Source organism: Streptomyces sp. NPDC017943 (assembly GCF_044328425.1).
Lineage (GTDB): Bacteria > Actinomycetota > Actinomycetes > Streptomycetales > Streptomycetaceae > Streptomyces > Streptomyces djakartensis_A.
Map to the genome: position 1 here is coordinate 338,377 of NZ_JBIRHH010000003.1, position 15,294 is coordinate 353,670.

Annotated in this window: 15 protein-coding genes; 9 read left to right on the forward strand and 6 right to left on the reverse strand. The window is 74.0% G+C overall.

Annotated elements, in window-relative coordinates; genetic code table 11:
* The first annotated feature begins 124 nt into the window (after window positions 1-124).
* From ACH4C6_RS10865 to ACH4C6_RS10895, 7 genes are all read left to right on the forward strand, one after another.
* A complete protein-coding gene (locus tag ACH4C6_RS10865) occupies window positions 125-1,012 on the forward strand; it encodes an STAS domain-containing protein (protein ID WP_398108234.1) in 888 nt (295 codons plus the stop codon).
* Entirely contained in the window at window positions 1,009-1,428 is a 420-nt protein-coding gene (locus tag ACH4C6_RS10870) for an STAS domain-containing protein (RefSeq protein WP_398108235.1), read from the forward strand. Before ACH4C6_RS10865 ends, ACH4C6_RS10870 begins: the two co-directional genes overlap by 4 nt.
* On the forward strand, window positions 1,428-1,868 hold the full coding sequence (locus ACH4C6_RS10875; protein WP_398108701.1) for an anti-sigma regulatory factor: 441 nt from the start codon (window positions 1,428-1,430) through the stop codon (window positions 1,866-1,868). The genes ACH4C6_RS10870 and ACH4C6_RS10875 overlap by 1 nt, the downstream gene beginning before the upstream one ends.
* Window positions 1,868-3,058, forward strand: a complete 1,191-nt coding sequence (locus ACH4C6_RS10880) for a SpoIIE family protein phosphatase (protein WP_398108237.1) — start codon at window positions 1,868-1,870, stop codon at window positions 3,056-3,058. The genes ACH4C6_RS10875 and ACH4C6_RS10880 overlap by 1 nt, the downstream gene beginning before the upstream one ends.
* Entirely contained in the window at window positions 3,055-4,779 is a 1,725-nt protein-coding gene (locus ACH4C6_RS10885) for a PP2C family protein-serine/threonine phosphatase (protein ID WP_398108239.1), read from the forward strand. Before ACH4C6_RS10880 ends, ACH4C6_RS10885 begins: the two co-directional genes overlap by 4 nt.
* 218 nt (window positions 4,780-4,997) lie before the next feature.
* Window positions 4,998-6,368 carry an NAD(P)/FAD-dependent oxidoreductase gene (locus ACH4C6_RS10890; protein WP_398108702.1) on the forward strand — a complete coding sequence of 457 codons (1,371 nt, stop codon included), beginning with the start codon at window positions 4,998-5,000 and terminating at the stop codon, window positions 6,366-6,368.
* An 83-nt stretch (window positions 6,369-6,451) separates the two neighbouring features.
* Window positions 6,452-8,689 (forward strand): FUSC family protein, encoded by a 2,238-nt coding sequence (locus ACH4C6_RS10895; protein WP_398108240.1) that lies wholly within the window; start codon window positions 6,452-6,454, stop codon window positions 8,687-8,689.
* A 13-nt stretch (window positions 8,690-8,702) separates the two neighbouring features.
* On the opposite strand, the gene ACH4C6_RS10900 is transcribed toward ACH4C6_RS10895, so the two are convergent.
* The 6 genes from ACH4C6_RS10900 to ACH4C6_RS10925 form a co-directional block, all read right to left on the reverse strand.
* The gene (locus tag ACH4C6_RS10900; protein ID WP_398108241.1) at window positions 8,703-9,137 is read right to left on the reverse strand and encodes a hypothetical protein; all 435 of its coding nucleotides are present in this window, start codon (window positions 9,135-9,137) and stop codon (window positions 8,703-8,705) included.
* Window positions 9,138-9,165: 28 nt separating this feature from the next.
* Window positions 9,166-9,999 carry a DUF1206 domain-containing protein gene (locus ACH4C6_RS10905; RefSeq protein ID WP_398108242.1) on the reverse strand — a complete coding sequence of 278 codons (834 nt, stop codon included), beginning with the start codon at window positions 9,997-9,999 and terminating at the stop codon, window positions 9,166-9,168.
* A gap of 56 nt (window positions 10,000-10,055) precedes the next feature.
* Entirely contained in the window at window positions 10,056-10,910 is an 855-nt protein-coding gene (locus tag ACH4C6_RS10910; protein ID WP_398108243.1) for an ANTAR domain-containing protein, read from the reverse strand.
* Window positions 10,911-11,015: 105 nt separating this feature from the next.
* Window positions 11,016-11,285, reverse strand: coding sequence for a DUF5133 domain-containing protein (locus ACH4C6_RS10915; RefSeq protein ID WP_398108244.1), 270 nt, complete (start codon window positions 11,283-11,285; stop codon window positions 11,016-11,018).
* 31 nt (window positions 11,286-11,316) lie between these two features.
* Window positions 11,317-12,180 (reverse strand): SigB/SigF/SigG family RNA polymerase sigma factor, encoded by an 864-nt coding sequence (locus tag ACH4C6_RS10920; protein WP_398108245.1) that lies wholly within the window; start codon window positions 12,178-12,180, stop codon window positions 11,317-11,319.
* 213 nt (window positions 12,181-12,393) lie between these two features.
* Entirely contained in the window at window positions 12,394-12,876 is a 483-nt protein-coding gene (locus ACH4C6_RS10925) for an ATP-binding protein (RefSeq protein WP_398108246.1), read from the reverse strand.
* A gap of 286 nt (window positions 12,877-13,162) precedes the next feature.
* Here ACH4C6_RS10925 and ACH4C6_RS10930 point away from each other — a divergent pair, with 286 nt between their 5' ends.
* Window positions 13,163-13,384 (forward strand): hypothetical protein, encoded by a 222-nt coding sequence (locus tag ACH4C6_RS10930; protein WP_398108247.1) that lies wholly within the window; start codon window positions 13,163-13,165, stop codon window positions 13,382-13,384.
* A gap of 286 nt (window positions 13,385-13,670) precedes the next feature.
* The gene (locus ACH4C6_RS10935; RefSeq protein ID WP_398108248.1) at window positions 13,671-15,161 is read left to right on the forward strand and encodes an aminotransferase class I/II-fold pyridoxal phosphate-dependent enzyme; all 1,491 of its coding nucleotides are present in this window, start codon (window positions 13,671-13,673) and stop codon (window positions 15,159-15,161) included.
* The last annotated feature ends 133 nt before the right edge of the window (window positions 15,162-15,294 follow it).

The window sequence follows — 15,294 nt, forward strand, 5'->3', positions numbered from 1 at the left end:
TGCCCCGGATCAGGTGTCGTACGAGGTCGGCGCGTGGTTAGAGTTGTCGCCCGGCAAGTGTCACAGCGCCGTCCCGATCGCTGCAGCGGGGCGGCCGGCGCAACGCGGATGAGGAGAGAACCAGGTGCCGGAGCACGAAGCGGACGGACAGCTCGCCACGCCGACCGACGAGGTACGGGACTTCCTGCACCGCCGGCGTGAGCAGATCGCCCAGCGGTGGGCGGACGAGCCTGTGTTCCGCACCGTGTTCACCGTCTCGCGCGACGAGGCGGTGGAGGCGGGCAAGGTGATCGTGGAGGCGCTGGCCCGGGTGGCCGACTCGGGCCAGGTGGAGAACCCCGACGCCGCGGGCTTCAGCGGGGTGCGGGAGCAACTGGCCCGGATGGGCGCGGCCCGCTCCCGCGCCGGGCTGTCCGGCACCCAGGTGTCCGGTGAGCTGGCCGCGCTGCGGCCGCCCGTGGAGAACCTGCTGGCCGCCGACCTGGAGCAGGCACCACCGGAGCACCTGCGGGCGTCCTCCACCGCGCTGACGGTGCTGATGGGCACCCTGCGGCTGGTGGCGATGCAGGCGGCCCTCAGCGAGTCGCAGGCACTCAGCGACCGGCAGCGGCTGCAGCTGATGGAGGTGGCCACCCCCGTCATCCGCCTGTGGGACGGCATCGTCGCCGTGCCGCTGATCGGCACGCTCGACAGCGCCCGCAGCCAGGTGGTGATGGAGACACTGCTCAACGCCGTCGTCGACGAGCACGCCCGGTTCGCGATCCTCGACATCACCGGTGTGCCGACGGTGGACTCCCTGGTCGCCCAGCACCTGATGAAGACGGTCGCCGCGGCGCGCCTCATGGGCGCCGAGTGCATCGTCTCGGGCATCCGGCCGGCCATCGCCCAGACGATCGTGCACCTCGGTCTCGACCTGGACGTCATCACCCGCGCGAGCCTCGCCGACGCCCTGGGGTACGCCCTGCACCAGCTGGGCGCCGACATCGTGACCCGGGGCGCGGTCAAGCGGTGAACGACGTGCACACCCGCCCCGCCGCGGGCCACGTACCGGTGCTCCGGCTCGGTGACGTGCTGCTCGTCACCCTCCAGGGAGACCTGTACGACAGCACGGCGCAGCAGTTGCAGCAGGACCTCGCGGAGACCATCTCCCGCACCGGGGTGCGCGGCGTCCTGATCGACATCTCCGGCATCGAGATCGTCGACTCCTTCCTGGGCCGGGTGCTGGCCGAGATCGCCGCGCAGGCCGAACTGCTCGCCGCGCGCACGGTGGTGGCCGGTATGCGTCCCGCCGTCGCCATCACCCTCGTGGAACTGGGCCTGTCGCTGCCGGGGCTGGGCACGGCGCTCAGCACCGAGGCCGGCATGGAGCTCCTCACGGGGCGGCCGGCGCGGGCCCGCGCCGGCGGTCCGCGTCAGGAGAGTCCGTGATGCACACCGCCGCGGGCGTCGATGCCTGCCTGCCCATCCGGTCCGACATGGACCTGGTGTGGGTGCGACAGCACGTGCGGCAGGCCGCCGCCCTGCTCGGCTTCGGCCTGGTGGAGCAGACCAAGCTGGTCACGGCGGCCAGCGAGCTGGCCCGCAACACGCTGGTGCACGGCGGGGGCGGGCAGATGAAGGCGACCCGCGTCAGCAGCGCGGGCGCCCAGGGCCTGCAGCTGGCCTTCAGCGACGAAGGGCCCGGCATCGCCGATATGGACCTGGCACTGACCGACGGCTACACCTCCGGCGACGGGCTCGGGATGGGGCTGAGCGGCGCCCGGCGCCTGGTGCACGAGTTCCACGTGGACAGCACGCCGGGGGCCGGCACGACGGTGCGGGTGACCTGCTGGGTGGCGCAGCCGCCGCGTCCGCGCGAGGGGGCCTGATGCCCCGCGTGTGGGACGTCCCGGTGCGCGACTGGACACGGGTGCACGACGCCCGGCTCGCCGCCGAGGGCGCGGCCGCGCTGGCCGGACTGGACCAGCGGCGCACCGCCGCGGCGGCCCTGGTCGCGACCGAGCTCGCGACGAACCTGCTGAAGCACGCGGAGGGCGGCCGGCTGCTCGCCGAGGTCGTGCCCGCCCCGGCGCCGTCGCAGGAGGGCGGGCAGTCCCGCGTCGTGCAGCTCGCCGCGATCGACCACGGCCCGGGCATTGGCGACGTCCCCGCGGCCCTGCGCGACGGGTTCTCGACGACCGGCTCGCTCGGCGCGGGCCTGGGCACCTGCCGGCGGCTCGCCGACGACTTCGCCCTGCACAGCACGCCGGGCCGGGGCACGGTCGCGGTGGCCCGCCTGGGCGCGGCCCCGCGGGGCGCGGACGCCGTACCGGGGGCCCGGGGCCACGGGCCGGAGCCCTCTGTCCCGACGCCGGACGAGGGAGGTGCGCCCGCCTCGGTCCCCGGAACCGGCGGGGAGCGGCCCACCCCCGCGCCGGCCGGCGGGCGTGAACGTTTCGCTCCCCTCGCCGGCGTGCGCGCGGGAGGTCTGAACATCCCGTACGGCGGTGCGGAGCACTCGGGCGACGCCTGGGCCTGGGCGCGGGCCGGGGACGCGGTCACCCTGATGCTGGCGGACGGTCTCGGGCACGGTCCGGAAGCCGCCCGGGCCTCCACCGCCGCCGTCACGGCCCTGCACCTGTGCGCCCACCTGTCCCCCGCCGACGTGCTGCGGCGGCTGCACGACGCCCTGCGGGGCACGCGCGGTGCGGCGGTCTCCCTGGCGCGGCTCGACCTCTCCACCGGGCGGCTGCGGTTCGCCGGGATCGGCAACGTCGGAGCCCGGCTGCGCACCGGCGGCACCTGGCGCCACCTGCTCGCGCGGCCCGGCATAGTCGGCGTCCACCGGCCCACCACCCTCCGTGAGGAGGAGGCCGACTGGACGGGCGATCCCCTGCTGGTCCTGCACACCGACGGGCTGCCCAGCCGCTGGGCCCCGCCGCCCGGAGCCGGCCTGCCGGCGGCCGACCCGGCCGTGACGGCCGCCGTGACGATACGTGACGCGAGCAGTCCCGCCCGCCCGGTGCGGGACGACACCGCCGTGGCCGTGCTGACTCCGACCCCGCCGGAACTCCCATGAAGCGCACTTGGCAGATCACCACCGTCACCGACGCGGCCCGCGCGCGCATCGCCCTCGCTCGCCTGGCCGCCGCCCACGGCGTGCCCACCGTGGAGCGGACCCGGCTCGCGGCCGACCTCAGCGCCCACCTGCGGCAGTGCCTCACCAAGGGCGGCACCTGGCGGCTCATCCTGGCCCCGGCGGACGACGGCGCCGGCAAGGGGCTGCTGCGCGCCGTCGTCGTCCCCTCGCCGGAGGCGTGCGCCGCGGGCGAGCCCCCGTGGGAGGTCACCGTCCCCTGCCCCGAGAGGCCCCGTGCCGCCGCCGACGACGTCGCCGAGGACCCCGGCGCCCTGGCGGAGGCCCTGCTCGGCGCCGACGAGGACACGGCCGTGGTGCTGGACAAGCTCACCGAGCAGGAGGACCTCGTGTCCTTCCACCGCGAGGAGCTGCACCAGACCAACCAGGGCGTGCTGGCCCTGCACGCCGAGCTGGACGCGGCGGGCAGGGCCCAGCGCGAGGCCTTCGCCGCCGAGCGCCGCGCCCGCAACGAGGCGGAGAGCGCCCGCCGCCGGCTGACCTTCCTCGCGGACGCCAGCGCCGTGCTGACGGCCTCGCTCAACCACGAGGAGATCGTGCGCCGGCTGCCCGACCTGCTGGTGCCCGAGTACGCCAGCAGCGTCGACGTCTGGCTCTTCGACCAGGAGGAGGACAAGGACCGCGCGGCGCCGCACCCGGCCGCGGCCGTCGCCGCCGCCCGGACCGGGCGTCCCCAGTACGCCGCCGACCACCCGGGCGAGCTGCCCGGTGTCGACGACCATCCCCCGTCGGCGCTGAACCCGGGGCGCCCGCTGCTGTGCGTGCCGCTGCCGACCCGGCGGGCGCCGCTCGGGGTGCTGACGCTCTCGCCGCCCGGGGCGCGCTGGGACCCGGACGACGCGGTCATGCTGATCGAGCTCACCCGGCGGGCCAGCATCGCGATCGACAACGCCCGGCGCTTCGAGCACAACCGGGACATCGCCGAGACCCTCCAGCGGGCGCTGCTCACGGACCTGCCCGCCACCGAGGGTCTCAGCCTGGCCGCGCGGTACCTGCCCGCCACGCACGGCCTGAACATCGGCGGGGACTGGTACGACGCCTTCCCGCAGCGCGACGGCGGTCTCATCACGGTCATCGGCGACGTGACCGGGCACGGACTGCGGGCCGCCGTCATGATGAGCCAGCTGCGCACCGCCCTGCGGGCGTACGCCGTCGACGGCGACAGCCCGGGCCGGCTGCTGACCCGGCTGCACCGGTTCCTGCACCATCTCCAGCCGGACCTGTACGCCACGGCCGTCATCGCCCGGTTCCACCCGGACGAGCCCACCCTGACCTGGGCCGCGGCCGGGCACCCGCCGCCGGTGCTGCGCCGGGCCGACGGGACGGTGCAGATCCTCGACGCCAAGCCCGGTGCCATGCTCGGCATCCCGCTCACCCAGGAGATCGACGACCACACGGTGCGCCTGTCGCCCGGCTCGACCCTCGCCATGTACACCGACGGGCTGGTGGAGCGCCGGGCCCAGGGCATAGACCCGGGGATCGGTCGGCTGGCCGAGGCGCTCGGCCGGTTCCGCTCCGAGGAGCTGGACGCGGACCTGGAGGACTCGGCGGACCGGCTCCTGCACCCGCTGCTGAGCGACTCCGAACGGGACGACGACGTGTGCCTGCTGCTGTGTCACGTCCGCGGGGACGGCGCCCGCTGAGCCGTCTCCCGGCGGCCCCGGATGCGCACACGTTCCGCCTTCCTCCGCGGTGCTTTTCGGCCACCGTGCGGGCATGGTGGTGATCGGCACGTTCGTCTGCCTGCCCCGTCCGGCTGGCGCACCGGCGCCACACGCGGTGGGATCGAAAGGGTGCGAACCGGCGATCCAGGGGCAGTCGAATGGCGTTCGAGGCAGACCGCCTGGAGCCGCAGAAAGGGATGAACACCGTGACACGACCCAGGATCCTGGTGGTGGGCGCTGGCTTCGCCGGCGTGGAGTGCGTCCGCCGTCTGGAACGGAAACTCTCCCCCGACGAGGCGGACGTCACCCTGGTGACCCCCTTCGCCTACCAGCTCTACCTGCCGCTGCTCCCCCAGGTCGCCTCCGGCGTGCTGACACCGCAGTCGATCGCCGTGTCCCTGCGCCGCAGCAAGAGGTACCGCACGCGGATCATCCCGGGCGGCGCGATCGGCGTGGACCTGAAGTCCAAGGTCTGCGTCATCCGCACCATCACCGACGAGATCGTCAACCAGCCGTACGACTACATCGTGCTGGCGCCCGGCAGCATCACCCGGACCTTCGACATCCCGGGCCTGACGGACCACGCGTTCGGCATGAAGACCCTGGCCGAGGCGGCGTACATCCGGGACCACGTCATCTCCCAGCTGGACTTGGCCGACGCGAGCCAGGACCCCCAGGAGCGGGCCTCGCGGCTGCAGTTCGTGGTGGTGGGCGGCGGCTACGCCGGCACCGAGACCGCCGCCTGCCTGCAGCGCCTCACGCACGCGGCGGTCCGGCGCTACCCGCGGCTGGACCCCAAGCTGATCAGGTGGCACCTGATCGACATCGCGCCGAAGCTCATGCCGGAGCTGGGCGACAAGCTCGGCCGCAGCGCGCAGGAGATCCTCCAGCGCCGCGGCATCGAGATCTCCCTGGGCACCTCGATCGCCAAGGCGGGCCCCGAGGAGGTCACCTTCACCGACGGGCGGGTGATCCCGACCCGCACGCTCATCTGGACGGCCGGTGTCGTCGCCAGCCCGCTCATCGCCACGCTCGGCGCCGAGACCGTCAAGGGGCGGCTGGCCGTCGGCGCCGAGATGAACCTGCCCGGCGACGACGGGGTGTTCGCGCTCGGCGACTCGGCCGCCGTGCCCGACCTGGCCAAGGGCGACGGGGCCGTGTGCCCGCCGACCGCGCAGCACGCGCTGCGGCAGGGCAGGCACGTAGCCGACAACGTCATCGCGTCGCTGCGCGGCCAGGCAATGACGCCGTACGTGCACAAGGACCTGGGGCTGGTGGTCGACCTGGGCGGCACCGACGCCGTCTCCAAGCCGCTCGGCGTCGAGCTGCGCGGCCTGCCCGCCCAGGCCGTGGCCCGCGGGTACCACTGGTCGGCCCTGCGCACCAACGTCGCCAAGACGCGGGTGATGACGAACTGGCTGCTCAACGCGGTCGCCGGCGACGACTTCGTGCGCACCGGGTTCCAGGCCCGCAAGCCGGCGCGGCTGAAGGACTTCGAGTACACGGACGCCTATCTGTCGCCCGAGCAGGTGCGCGAGCGGATCGGCGGTGCCACCCGGCAGGAGTAGTCCGGGCCGGTCGGGACCTTCCGCCGCCGGCATGTCATGCTGTAAAGCGGATCTTGGTCTGAGTCGGGAGAGAGTGCGACGGCGTGAGGGCAGCGGGACGCTCGGTGCGGACACGACTGCGGGACCGGGTCGCGGCGTCCGACCCCGGGCTGCTGCGCCTGACGGCGGGGCTGCGCACCGTCGGCGCCATCGCCCTCACCCTGGCGCTGCTGTCCCTGCTGGGCGCCGATGTGCGCCTGCTGGTGGCGGGGGCCATCGCGGCGATGGTCGCCACCTTCGCCATCCGGGAGAAGCAGCTCGGCCCGCAGGCGGTGACCCTGGCCGTCGGGCTGCCGGTGGCGCTGGCGTCGGTCTCCCTGAGCGCGGTGCTCTCCACGCGCCCGGTGGCGGGCGACGTCTTCTTCGTCGTGCTGATCTTCTGCGCGGTGTACGGCCGCCGCTTCGGTGACCGGGGCACCGCGCTCGGGCTGATCGGCTTCCAGGTCTACTTCCTGTCCCTCTTCGTCGGTGCGACCCTGACGGGTCTGCCGGAGTTGTGGGGCGCCATCGCGCTGGCCTTCGCCTCCAGTGCCGTCCTGCGCTTCGCCGTCGTGCCGGCGACGCCGGCGTCGGTCCTGGTGCGGCTGCGGCTCGCCTTCCGGGCCCGGCTGGCCCAGCTGGTGGCCGCCCAGCTGGAGCTGCTCGACGCGGGCGCGGACGACATGGACAAGGCGCTGGAGGCCGTGCGCGAGGGCACCGCGCGACTGCACGAGACGGCCATGATGATCCAGGGGCGGCTGGAGGAGGGCACCCCGGACGAGTCCGCGGCGCGGCTGGTGCAGCGCCGCATCGCGGAAGCCGAGATCGCTGCCGAGCGGCTCGGGCTGCTGCTGCTGACGGCCCGCAGCGCCGAGCGGGCCGACACCCTCACCCTGCACCTGCCGGGCGCGCCCGCCCCGTCGGTGACCGTGCCCGCCGTCCCGGACGAGTCCACCGTCACGCTGCGCCGCGATCTGCGGGCGCTGCACACCCTGGTGCTGCGGGGCGGGGACCCGGGGACCGGGCTGGCGCAGGTGCGCAACCGGCTCCTCGGCTACCGCGACGAGGAGAACCTGCCGCCCGCCTCCGCCGCCGTCCAGGACGTCTTCCGCGGCATCGGCGAGGCCGCCCGTGCCGTGCTCGGGCTGCGGATCGCGCTGGACGGTCCGCAGGACGAGTCGGACGACTCCCCCGCCACGGCCCGCTCCCGCGAGGAGCTGGACGCCGAGGAGGCGGCACTCGACGGCGGCGCCGAGGAGAGCGCCCAGGAGGAGCAGACCGGGCTGCGCCGCCCCACCACGCGGGCCGCCGTGCAGGTCTCCGTCGGGTCCTCGCTGGCGATCCTGGGCGGTGAGCTGCTGTCCACGCAGCGCTGGTACTGGGCGGTGCTGACGTGCTGGATCGTCTTCATCAACACGTCCTCGACCGGCGAGATCCTGGTCAAGGGCTACCGGCGGCTGCTGGGGACGGTGTTCGGCGTCGTGGCCGGCATCGTGCTGGCGGGCCTGGTCGGCAACCACACCTGGACGGCGTTCGCCCTGGTGCTGGTGCTGATCTTCGCGATGTTCTACACGGCCCCGCTGTCGTACACGCTGATGTCCTTCTTCGTCACGGCGATGCTGGGGCTGCTGTACACGCTGCTGCACACCTACAGCCTCGACGTGCTGGTGCTGCGGATCGAGGAGACGGCCCTGGGGGCCTTCTGCGGCGTGGTCGCGGCGGCGCTGGTGCTGCCGGTGCAGACCGACCGGCGCACCAACGAGCTGCTGGAGACCGTCCTGGAGCGGCTGTCCGACGTCACGCAGGCGGCCGTGGCGCAGCTCAGCGGCGGGCCGGCGGACGGCCTGCTGGACAAGGCGCGCGACCTGGACCAGGCGCTGGCCGATCTGCGGGCCGCCACCCAGCCGCTGACCCATCCGGTCACGCCGCTGCGCAGCCGCCGCGACACGGCCCGGTACGTGGTGGCCCTGCTGGAGACGTCCGCGTACCACGCGCGGACCCTGGCGGCGACCGCCGAGCTGCTGCCGACGCATCCGTCGATCGCGGCGGACCCGCGGCTGCAGGGGGCAGCGGGGCGCACCGTGCGCAACATCGAGGCCATCGCGGCCCGGGTCGCGGACGAGCGCGCGCAGGCGCTGGTGGAGACCGGCCCGAGCATCGCCTCGCTGCTGGGCTCGGACGCCGGTACACCGCGCTACAGCCGGATCACCGACCGCGTGCTGCGGCACCTGGAACGGCTGGACGAGGCCGTGGTGGGCCTCGCCCGGCCGCTGGGGGTACGGGTGGGCCCGCCTCCGGCGTGAGGCGGGCCGCGGTTCAGAAGTCGGTGGGCAGTCCGCTCACCTCGGCGATGCCGCGCAGCTCCTCGGTCTGGCGGTGCCGCTCCTTGATGTAGTCGGCGATCTCGCCGAGCCGGACGGGGTCGGAGGCCGTGGAGGCGTCCGTGACGATCCTGACCGGGCCGGTGTCGTCGACCTCCAGTTCGATCACCTCGTTGTCCAGGCGGCCGGTGACGGCCGTGGCGATGACGAGGGCCACCTCGTCACGGACCTCCTGCGGCAGTTCGTCGTCGGTCCCGGAGTCGAGCGCGAAGTCCAGGCTGGACAGGCGTTCCTCGTCGATCGCCTGGAGCACCGGTTCCACCGCGCGCATCAGGAGGCTGTAGTCCTCCGTGTCCATCCGGATGCGCAGGAGGTCCAGGTACACGTCCACGGGACGGCCATCACCATGCGGAATCTCGGAATCGCTCATTGGCCTCGTGTTCCCCGTTCCGCGCGGCTCAGACGCGCCGATAGCGGGCCATGGCGAACGAGAACACCCCGAAGAGCACCAGCCCCACCGCGACGATCACCAGCAGCCAGGGGCCGAGCGGGGTGTCGGCGAAGGTCCGCAGGGTGTCGTCCAGGCCCTTGGCCTTGTCCGGCTCGTAGTCGACGGCGGCGCGGACGGCGAAGACTCCGGCGGCGGCGAACACCAGGCCGCGGGCCACGCCGCCGGCCACGCCGGTGACGTCCACGAACTGCCGGGTGCGGCGGCTCATCTGCCCCATGCGCATCTTGTCGTGGTACTTGCGCATCGCGGCCCGTACGCCGATCCAGCCGCCGGCCGCGACGACGGCGATCCCGGCCGCGCCGACCAGCCACTGGCCGCCGGGCATCTCCATGACCTTGGCGGTGGCGTCGCGGGACTGCTGGTCGCTGGATCCGCCGCTCTGGTGGCGGGTGGCCGCGAAGGACAGCACGGAGTAGGCGACGAAGGAGTAGAAGAAGAAGCGAACCGCGGACAGCAGCCGCTTGCGGGGGCTGCGGCCGTCCTTGCCGACCGAGCCGAACAGCACCTCGGACAGCCGCCACAGCGCCATGCCCACCAGGCCGATGCCCAGCGCCCACAGCAGGACCGCGCCGAAGGGCTTCTGGGACAGTTCCGCGAGGGCACCGCCGCGGTCGGCCTGCTTGCCCGTGTCGCCGAAGGCGATCTGCACGGCCAGCGCACCGACCAGCAGATAGATCACGCCCCGGGCGCTCAGGCCCGCCCGCGCCGCCCCCTCGGTCACCGAGCCGCGCGCCATGCGCCGGGCCCGGAACCCGTTCTGTGCCATCGCACTCGTGTTCATCTCGACCTCCCGGAGGTGCGGATGCCCCGGGTCGGGGGCCACACACCCGGGCGTCATCAGGAGCGGCGCAACCGCGCACCGCGGGCGGTGCGCCCGAGGGCGTGCAGGTACTCCAGCGCGTCGAGGACGACCGTACGGTCGTGCCAGGCCAGCCAGCGGCCGGCCTGGCCGCCCAGGGAGTCCAAAGCCTTGAGCTGGGCGGTGGTCAGCCCGGTCAGGGGACGGTCCATGTGCGCCGAGACCATGCCGACGCACAGCCCGGACGCGGTCGTCAGGGGCACGCTGTGGCACGCCCTGCTGCCGGCCTCCAGGATCGCCAGCCTGGCCGGTTCGGTGAACACCGGGGCGCTCTCCACGTCACGCACCGTCACCTGGGAGACGTCGCGGGCGGCCTGGGCGCAGGAGGTGCCGTCCTCCCCGACATGGGCGAAGAAGTCGACGAACCGGGCCGTGAGCCCGGTGTGCTCCTCCATGCGCAGCCCGCCCCGGGCCCGGTCGGCGAGCTGGACGTTGCCCATGGACGTGCCGGTCACCGTCAGGGTGTGCCCGAGCACGGCCTTCAGGACCGCGCCGCGGCTCCCGGACTCCCGGTGCGCGGTGGTGAAGGTGAGCTCCGGCGGGGGCTGCCGGACCCGCCGGGGGAACCACAGCTGCTGCCCGGCGTCGGGCCGGCCCACGGTGACCAGGGTCTCGGCCAGGGCGCGCAGCTTGACGTTGTGGCGCTGGGACGCCCGCTGCATCAGGGCGAAGGCGCTCTCCGCGTCGGCCAGTCCGTACCGCTCCTGGAGCATGCCCTGGGCCTGGGAGATCAGCGGGTACACACGGGCCCGGGCCCGCAGGTCGCGCACCTCGGCGCGCAGCCGCTCCAGCTCGTCGTCGTCGCCGGCGGCCGGCCGTCCCGCTGAGGACATGGCTCTCCCTCGCTCCGGGCATGGGCGGGCCCGGCCGCGGCTGCCGCCGTCGGCCGGGCCCCTTGCTCAGGCTCGCCTTCCCCGCCGTGTCAGGCGCACACGTGGTCAGGCGCTGCCGGCGGCCGGCACGCGTGCCTCGGCGGCCGCGGGGGCGGGAATCGTCTCCCGGGCGGGAACGGACGCGGCCGCGAGCCACTGGTGGGCGGCTTCCAGGGCGCGTCGCACGTCCCGGGTGCCGGTGGTCACGCACAGCGTGTACGCCAGGTCGCGTGCCCGCGGGTTCGTCTCGACCGGACCACGGCCGGCGTCTGCGGCGGTCAGTGCCTCGTACTCGTCGACGAGACGGCGCAGCACGGCGGGGTTGGGCCTCAGCATGGTTCGTTGCTCCTCGGTGGGGGTGGGTGGGTCAGACCGTGGTGGAGGGGCCGCCGGTGCCCCGCTTCCCGGTCCGCTGTCCCAGGACCTCGTCACGCACGCGCGCGCAGCTGCGGCTGATGAGGCGGGACACGTGCATCTGGGAGATGCCGAGCCGGTCGGCGATCCGGCTCTGGGTCATGTCTTCGAAGAAGCGCATGTAGAGGATGGCCCGTTCGCGCTCGGGCAGCCGGCGCAGGCCTTCCTTGGCGGATTCGCGGTCGATCACGATGTCGTACGACGAGTCCGCCGCGCCGAGGGTGTCGGCGAGGCTGTAGCCGTCGTCGTCCGTGGAGAGTTCGGCGTCCAGCGACAGGGTGCTGAAGCTCTCCAGGGCCTCCAGCCCGGCACCGACCTCTTCCTCGCTCAGGCCGGTGTGGCGGGCGATGTCCGCCACGGAGGGCTCGGGGCTGCCGGGGTTCTGGGTGAGTTCACGCCGTGCCACCCGCACCTTGTTGCGCAGTTCCTGCACGCGGCGGGGCACCCGCAGGGCCCACATGCGGTCGCGGAAGTGCCGCTTGACCTCACCGGTGATGGTGGGGACGGCGTAGCTCTCGAAGGCGCCCCGGCTCGGGTCGAAGCGGTCGATGGCCTTGACCAGGCCCAGGGCGGCCACCTGGCGGAGGTCCTCGAGGGACTCGCCGCGGTCGCGGAAGCGACCGGCGATGCGGTGGGCCATGGGCAGCCAGAGGGTGACCAGTTCGTCGCGGACGGCGTCCCGCTCGGGGCCTTCCTCCAGTTCCGCCATCCGGGCGAACAGGGCCGCGGTGTCGGGGGCGTCGTCGTGACGCCGCCGGGTGGAGGTGGCCGTCGTTTCGGGCGTGCCGGGACGATGGGTGGGCGTATCGATGAGCATGCGGATTCGCTCCTGAACGGTCGTTTCAGGGATTGACCGCGGGAGGAACGCTGCCGGAACGCCGAAGAGGGCCTCCGGGGCAGCCGTACCGCTCCCGCTGGCGCGCCTCCGGTCCGAAGCACGAAACTGCGTCTGCCCCTACCCCGGGGCAGCAAACTCCACTTTGCCGAAGAATCCGAAATCCCGCTTTGCACACCTATCGGCGGGAACGGTTCACGGCCTGCCGGACGAGGTGCGGCGGGAGGGGTCCGGGGCCTGCCGGACGAGGGGGACGACGGCGGTGATGCACTTGCCGCCGGCGGGCAGGTCGGACACCCGGACGTCGCGGGAGAGCCGGCAGACGATCGGCCAGCCGTGTCCCCCGTGCCGGGTGCGCCCCTGCGGGTCGGTGCGCGGTACGGCCCCGGGCAGCCGGTCGCTGCGGTCGCTCACGGAGAGCCGCACGCGGGCGCCGTCCACGTCCACCTGGAAGTCCGTGACCCCGCCGCCGTGCAGGATCGCGTTGCTGGTCAGTTCCGAGGCGACGAGCAGCGCGTCCGAGAGGGCGTCGGCGTCGCAGGGGGTGGGGGTGGCACGGCAGCGTTCGGCCACGGCCCGGCGCACGGCCAGGCGGGCCTCGGCGGGTCGGCGCGGCCGGGTCCGTTCCGCCCCCGGCGGCTCGGAGAGGTAGAGGTCGGTCATGTGCTCGTCGCACATCCTGCAGCTCCCTGGTCGATGCGGACGGAAGCGGGATCCGGACCGCGCCCGGTGTCCGCCCGGCGCATCGGGGGGTCCTCGGGTCCACCGCTTCCTGCTGCCTGCCGCGGCCGTCGGGGGTGCGCCCCGGAGCGCCGCGGGTCTCCTTGTCCGGCTCACCTCTCGCCGCACCTGCAAACCTCGGCACCGCCCGAAAGACCCCGTTGGCCCCGGGTCCGGTCCCGGGGACGCCCCGGACGGCCGCAGCCGGTGCCATCCCGGGGCGTTCACGGGGTAGGCGGTGGTCATGACCGATGTGGTGGATTCCGACGAACTGCTGCGGCGCATCCAGCGTGCGAGGACGTGCGCGCTGGAGGAGGAGCGGGCGTGGCGGGCCAGGAGCGAGGAACTGGACGCGACCGATCCGCAGGGAGCCCGGGATGCGGCCGTGCGGCGGATGTCGTTCGAGGCGGTGGCGCGGGTGCTGGAGGAGATCGTGGCGCCGGGCCGGCACGCCGCCGACGCCTGACCCGGCATCGGACGCCGGACGCCGGGCACCGGGCACCGGGCACCGGGTCGACCCGCCGCGGGGCCCGGACCGTTACCCGGGCTGCGGCCGTTCGAGTGACGGCACGGCCCGGGACGGGCACGCCCGGCTGCGCCGGCGTCCGGGCGGCAGCCCGGCACACCCCGCGTCCCGTGAACGGCGGGCACCGGCCCGGCCGGACGGCGGACTTCCGGCCCGGCACGCGGTGCGGCCGCTCCCTCCGTGAGCCGGGCGGATTGCCCGCGGCCGGGTCGGGAACCAGGTGCGCATGACAGTCGACCACAGCCGAGCCCCCGTTCTGGAAGCCCTCGACGCGTACCGCAGGAAGGGACATCTGTCGTTCACGCCGCCCGGGCACAAGCAGGCGCGCGGTGCGGACCCGGAGGTCCGGGAGATCCTCGGGGACGCGGTGTTCCACGGGGACGTGCTGGCGTCGGGGGGCCTGGACGACCGTCTGACGCGCGGCCGCGTGCTGGAGCGGGCGCAGGAGCTGATGGCCGACGCGGTCCACGCCGAGCACACGTTCTTCAGCACGTGCGGCAGTTCCCTGTCGGTGAAGGCGGCCATGCTGTCGGTCGCGGGCCCGCACGAGAAGCTGCTGGTCGGGCGGGACGCCCACAAGTCGGTGGTGTCGGGCCTGATCATCTCGGGCATCGAGCCGGTGTGGGTCGAGCCCCGCTGGGACGCGGAGCGGCACCTGGCCCATCCCCCGTCGGCCGAGGAGTTCGAGCGCGCCTTCGCGAGGCACCCGGACGCGCGCGGTGCGCTGGTCACCAGCCCGACGCCCTACGGCGGCTGTGCGGACCTGCGGGCGATCGCCGACGTGTGCCACCGGCGCTCGCGGCCGCTGATCGTGGACGAGGCGTGGGGCGCGCACCTGCCGTTCCACCCCGGGCTGCCCTCCTGGGCGATGGACGCGGGCGCCGACATCTGCGTGACCAGCATCCACAAGATGGGCAGCGGTCTGGAGCAGGGTTCGGTCTTCCACCTGCAGGGCGATCTGGTCCCGCCGGAGCTGCTCGGCATGCGCGCCGACCTGCTGGGCACGACCAGCCCGTCGGTCCTGATCTACGCCGGTCTGGACGGCTGGCGGCGGCAGATGGCGCTGCGCGGCGAGGAACTCATGGGCGGCGCGCTGGAGCTCGCGGCCGAGGTGCGCGCCGCCATCGAGGAGATCGACGGGATGCACGTCGAGGGCCGCGCGGACTTCTGCGGTCCGGGCCTCGCCGACGACTTCGATCCGCTGCCCGGCGTCATCGACCTGTCCGGTCTGGGCATCACGGGCTTCCAGGCCGCCGACTGGCTGCGCGGGCACCGGCAGATCGACGCGCACCTGGTGGACCACCGCCGTATCGGCATGCAGATCACCCACGCCGACGACCGGGACACCACCGGGGAACTGCTGGAGGCGCTGACCGACCTGGCCCGGGCCGCAGGGGATCTGCCGCGGGCACCGAAGGTGGAGGTGCCCGCGCCCGCGGGTCTGCGGATGGAACAGGCGCTGCTGCCGCGTGACGCGTTCTTCGGCCCGGCACAGGCCGTGCCCCTGGAGGAGGCGGCCGGGCGGATCGCCGCGGAGATGATCACGCCGTACCCGCCGGGGATCCCGGCGGTGCTCCCCGGTGAGCGCCTGACCGAGCCGGTGCTGGCCTACCTGCGCAGCGGGCTGGACGCGGGCATGCACCTCCCCGATCCGACGGACCCGACGCTGCGGACGGTCCGGGTGCTCGACGAGCGGGCGCAGCGGCCCGGACAGTGAAACGGGTCACGCAACCGGGTTTCGGCTACGCACGAGCGCGCCAAATGGTTTAGCGTTCATTCATACGTGGTGACGAAGTGGACCCCGCCGTCCTTCGTGCATCACCGTGAACTGCCCTGGCTGGTTTCCCCCG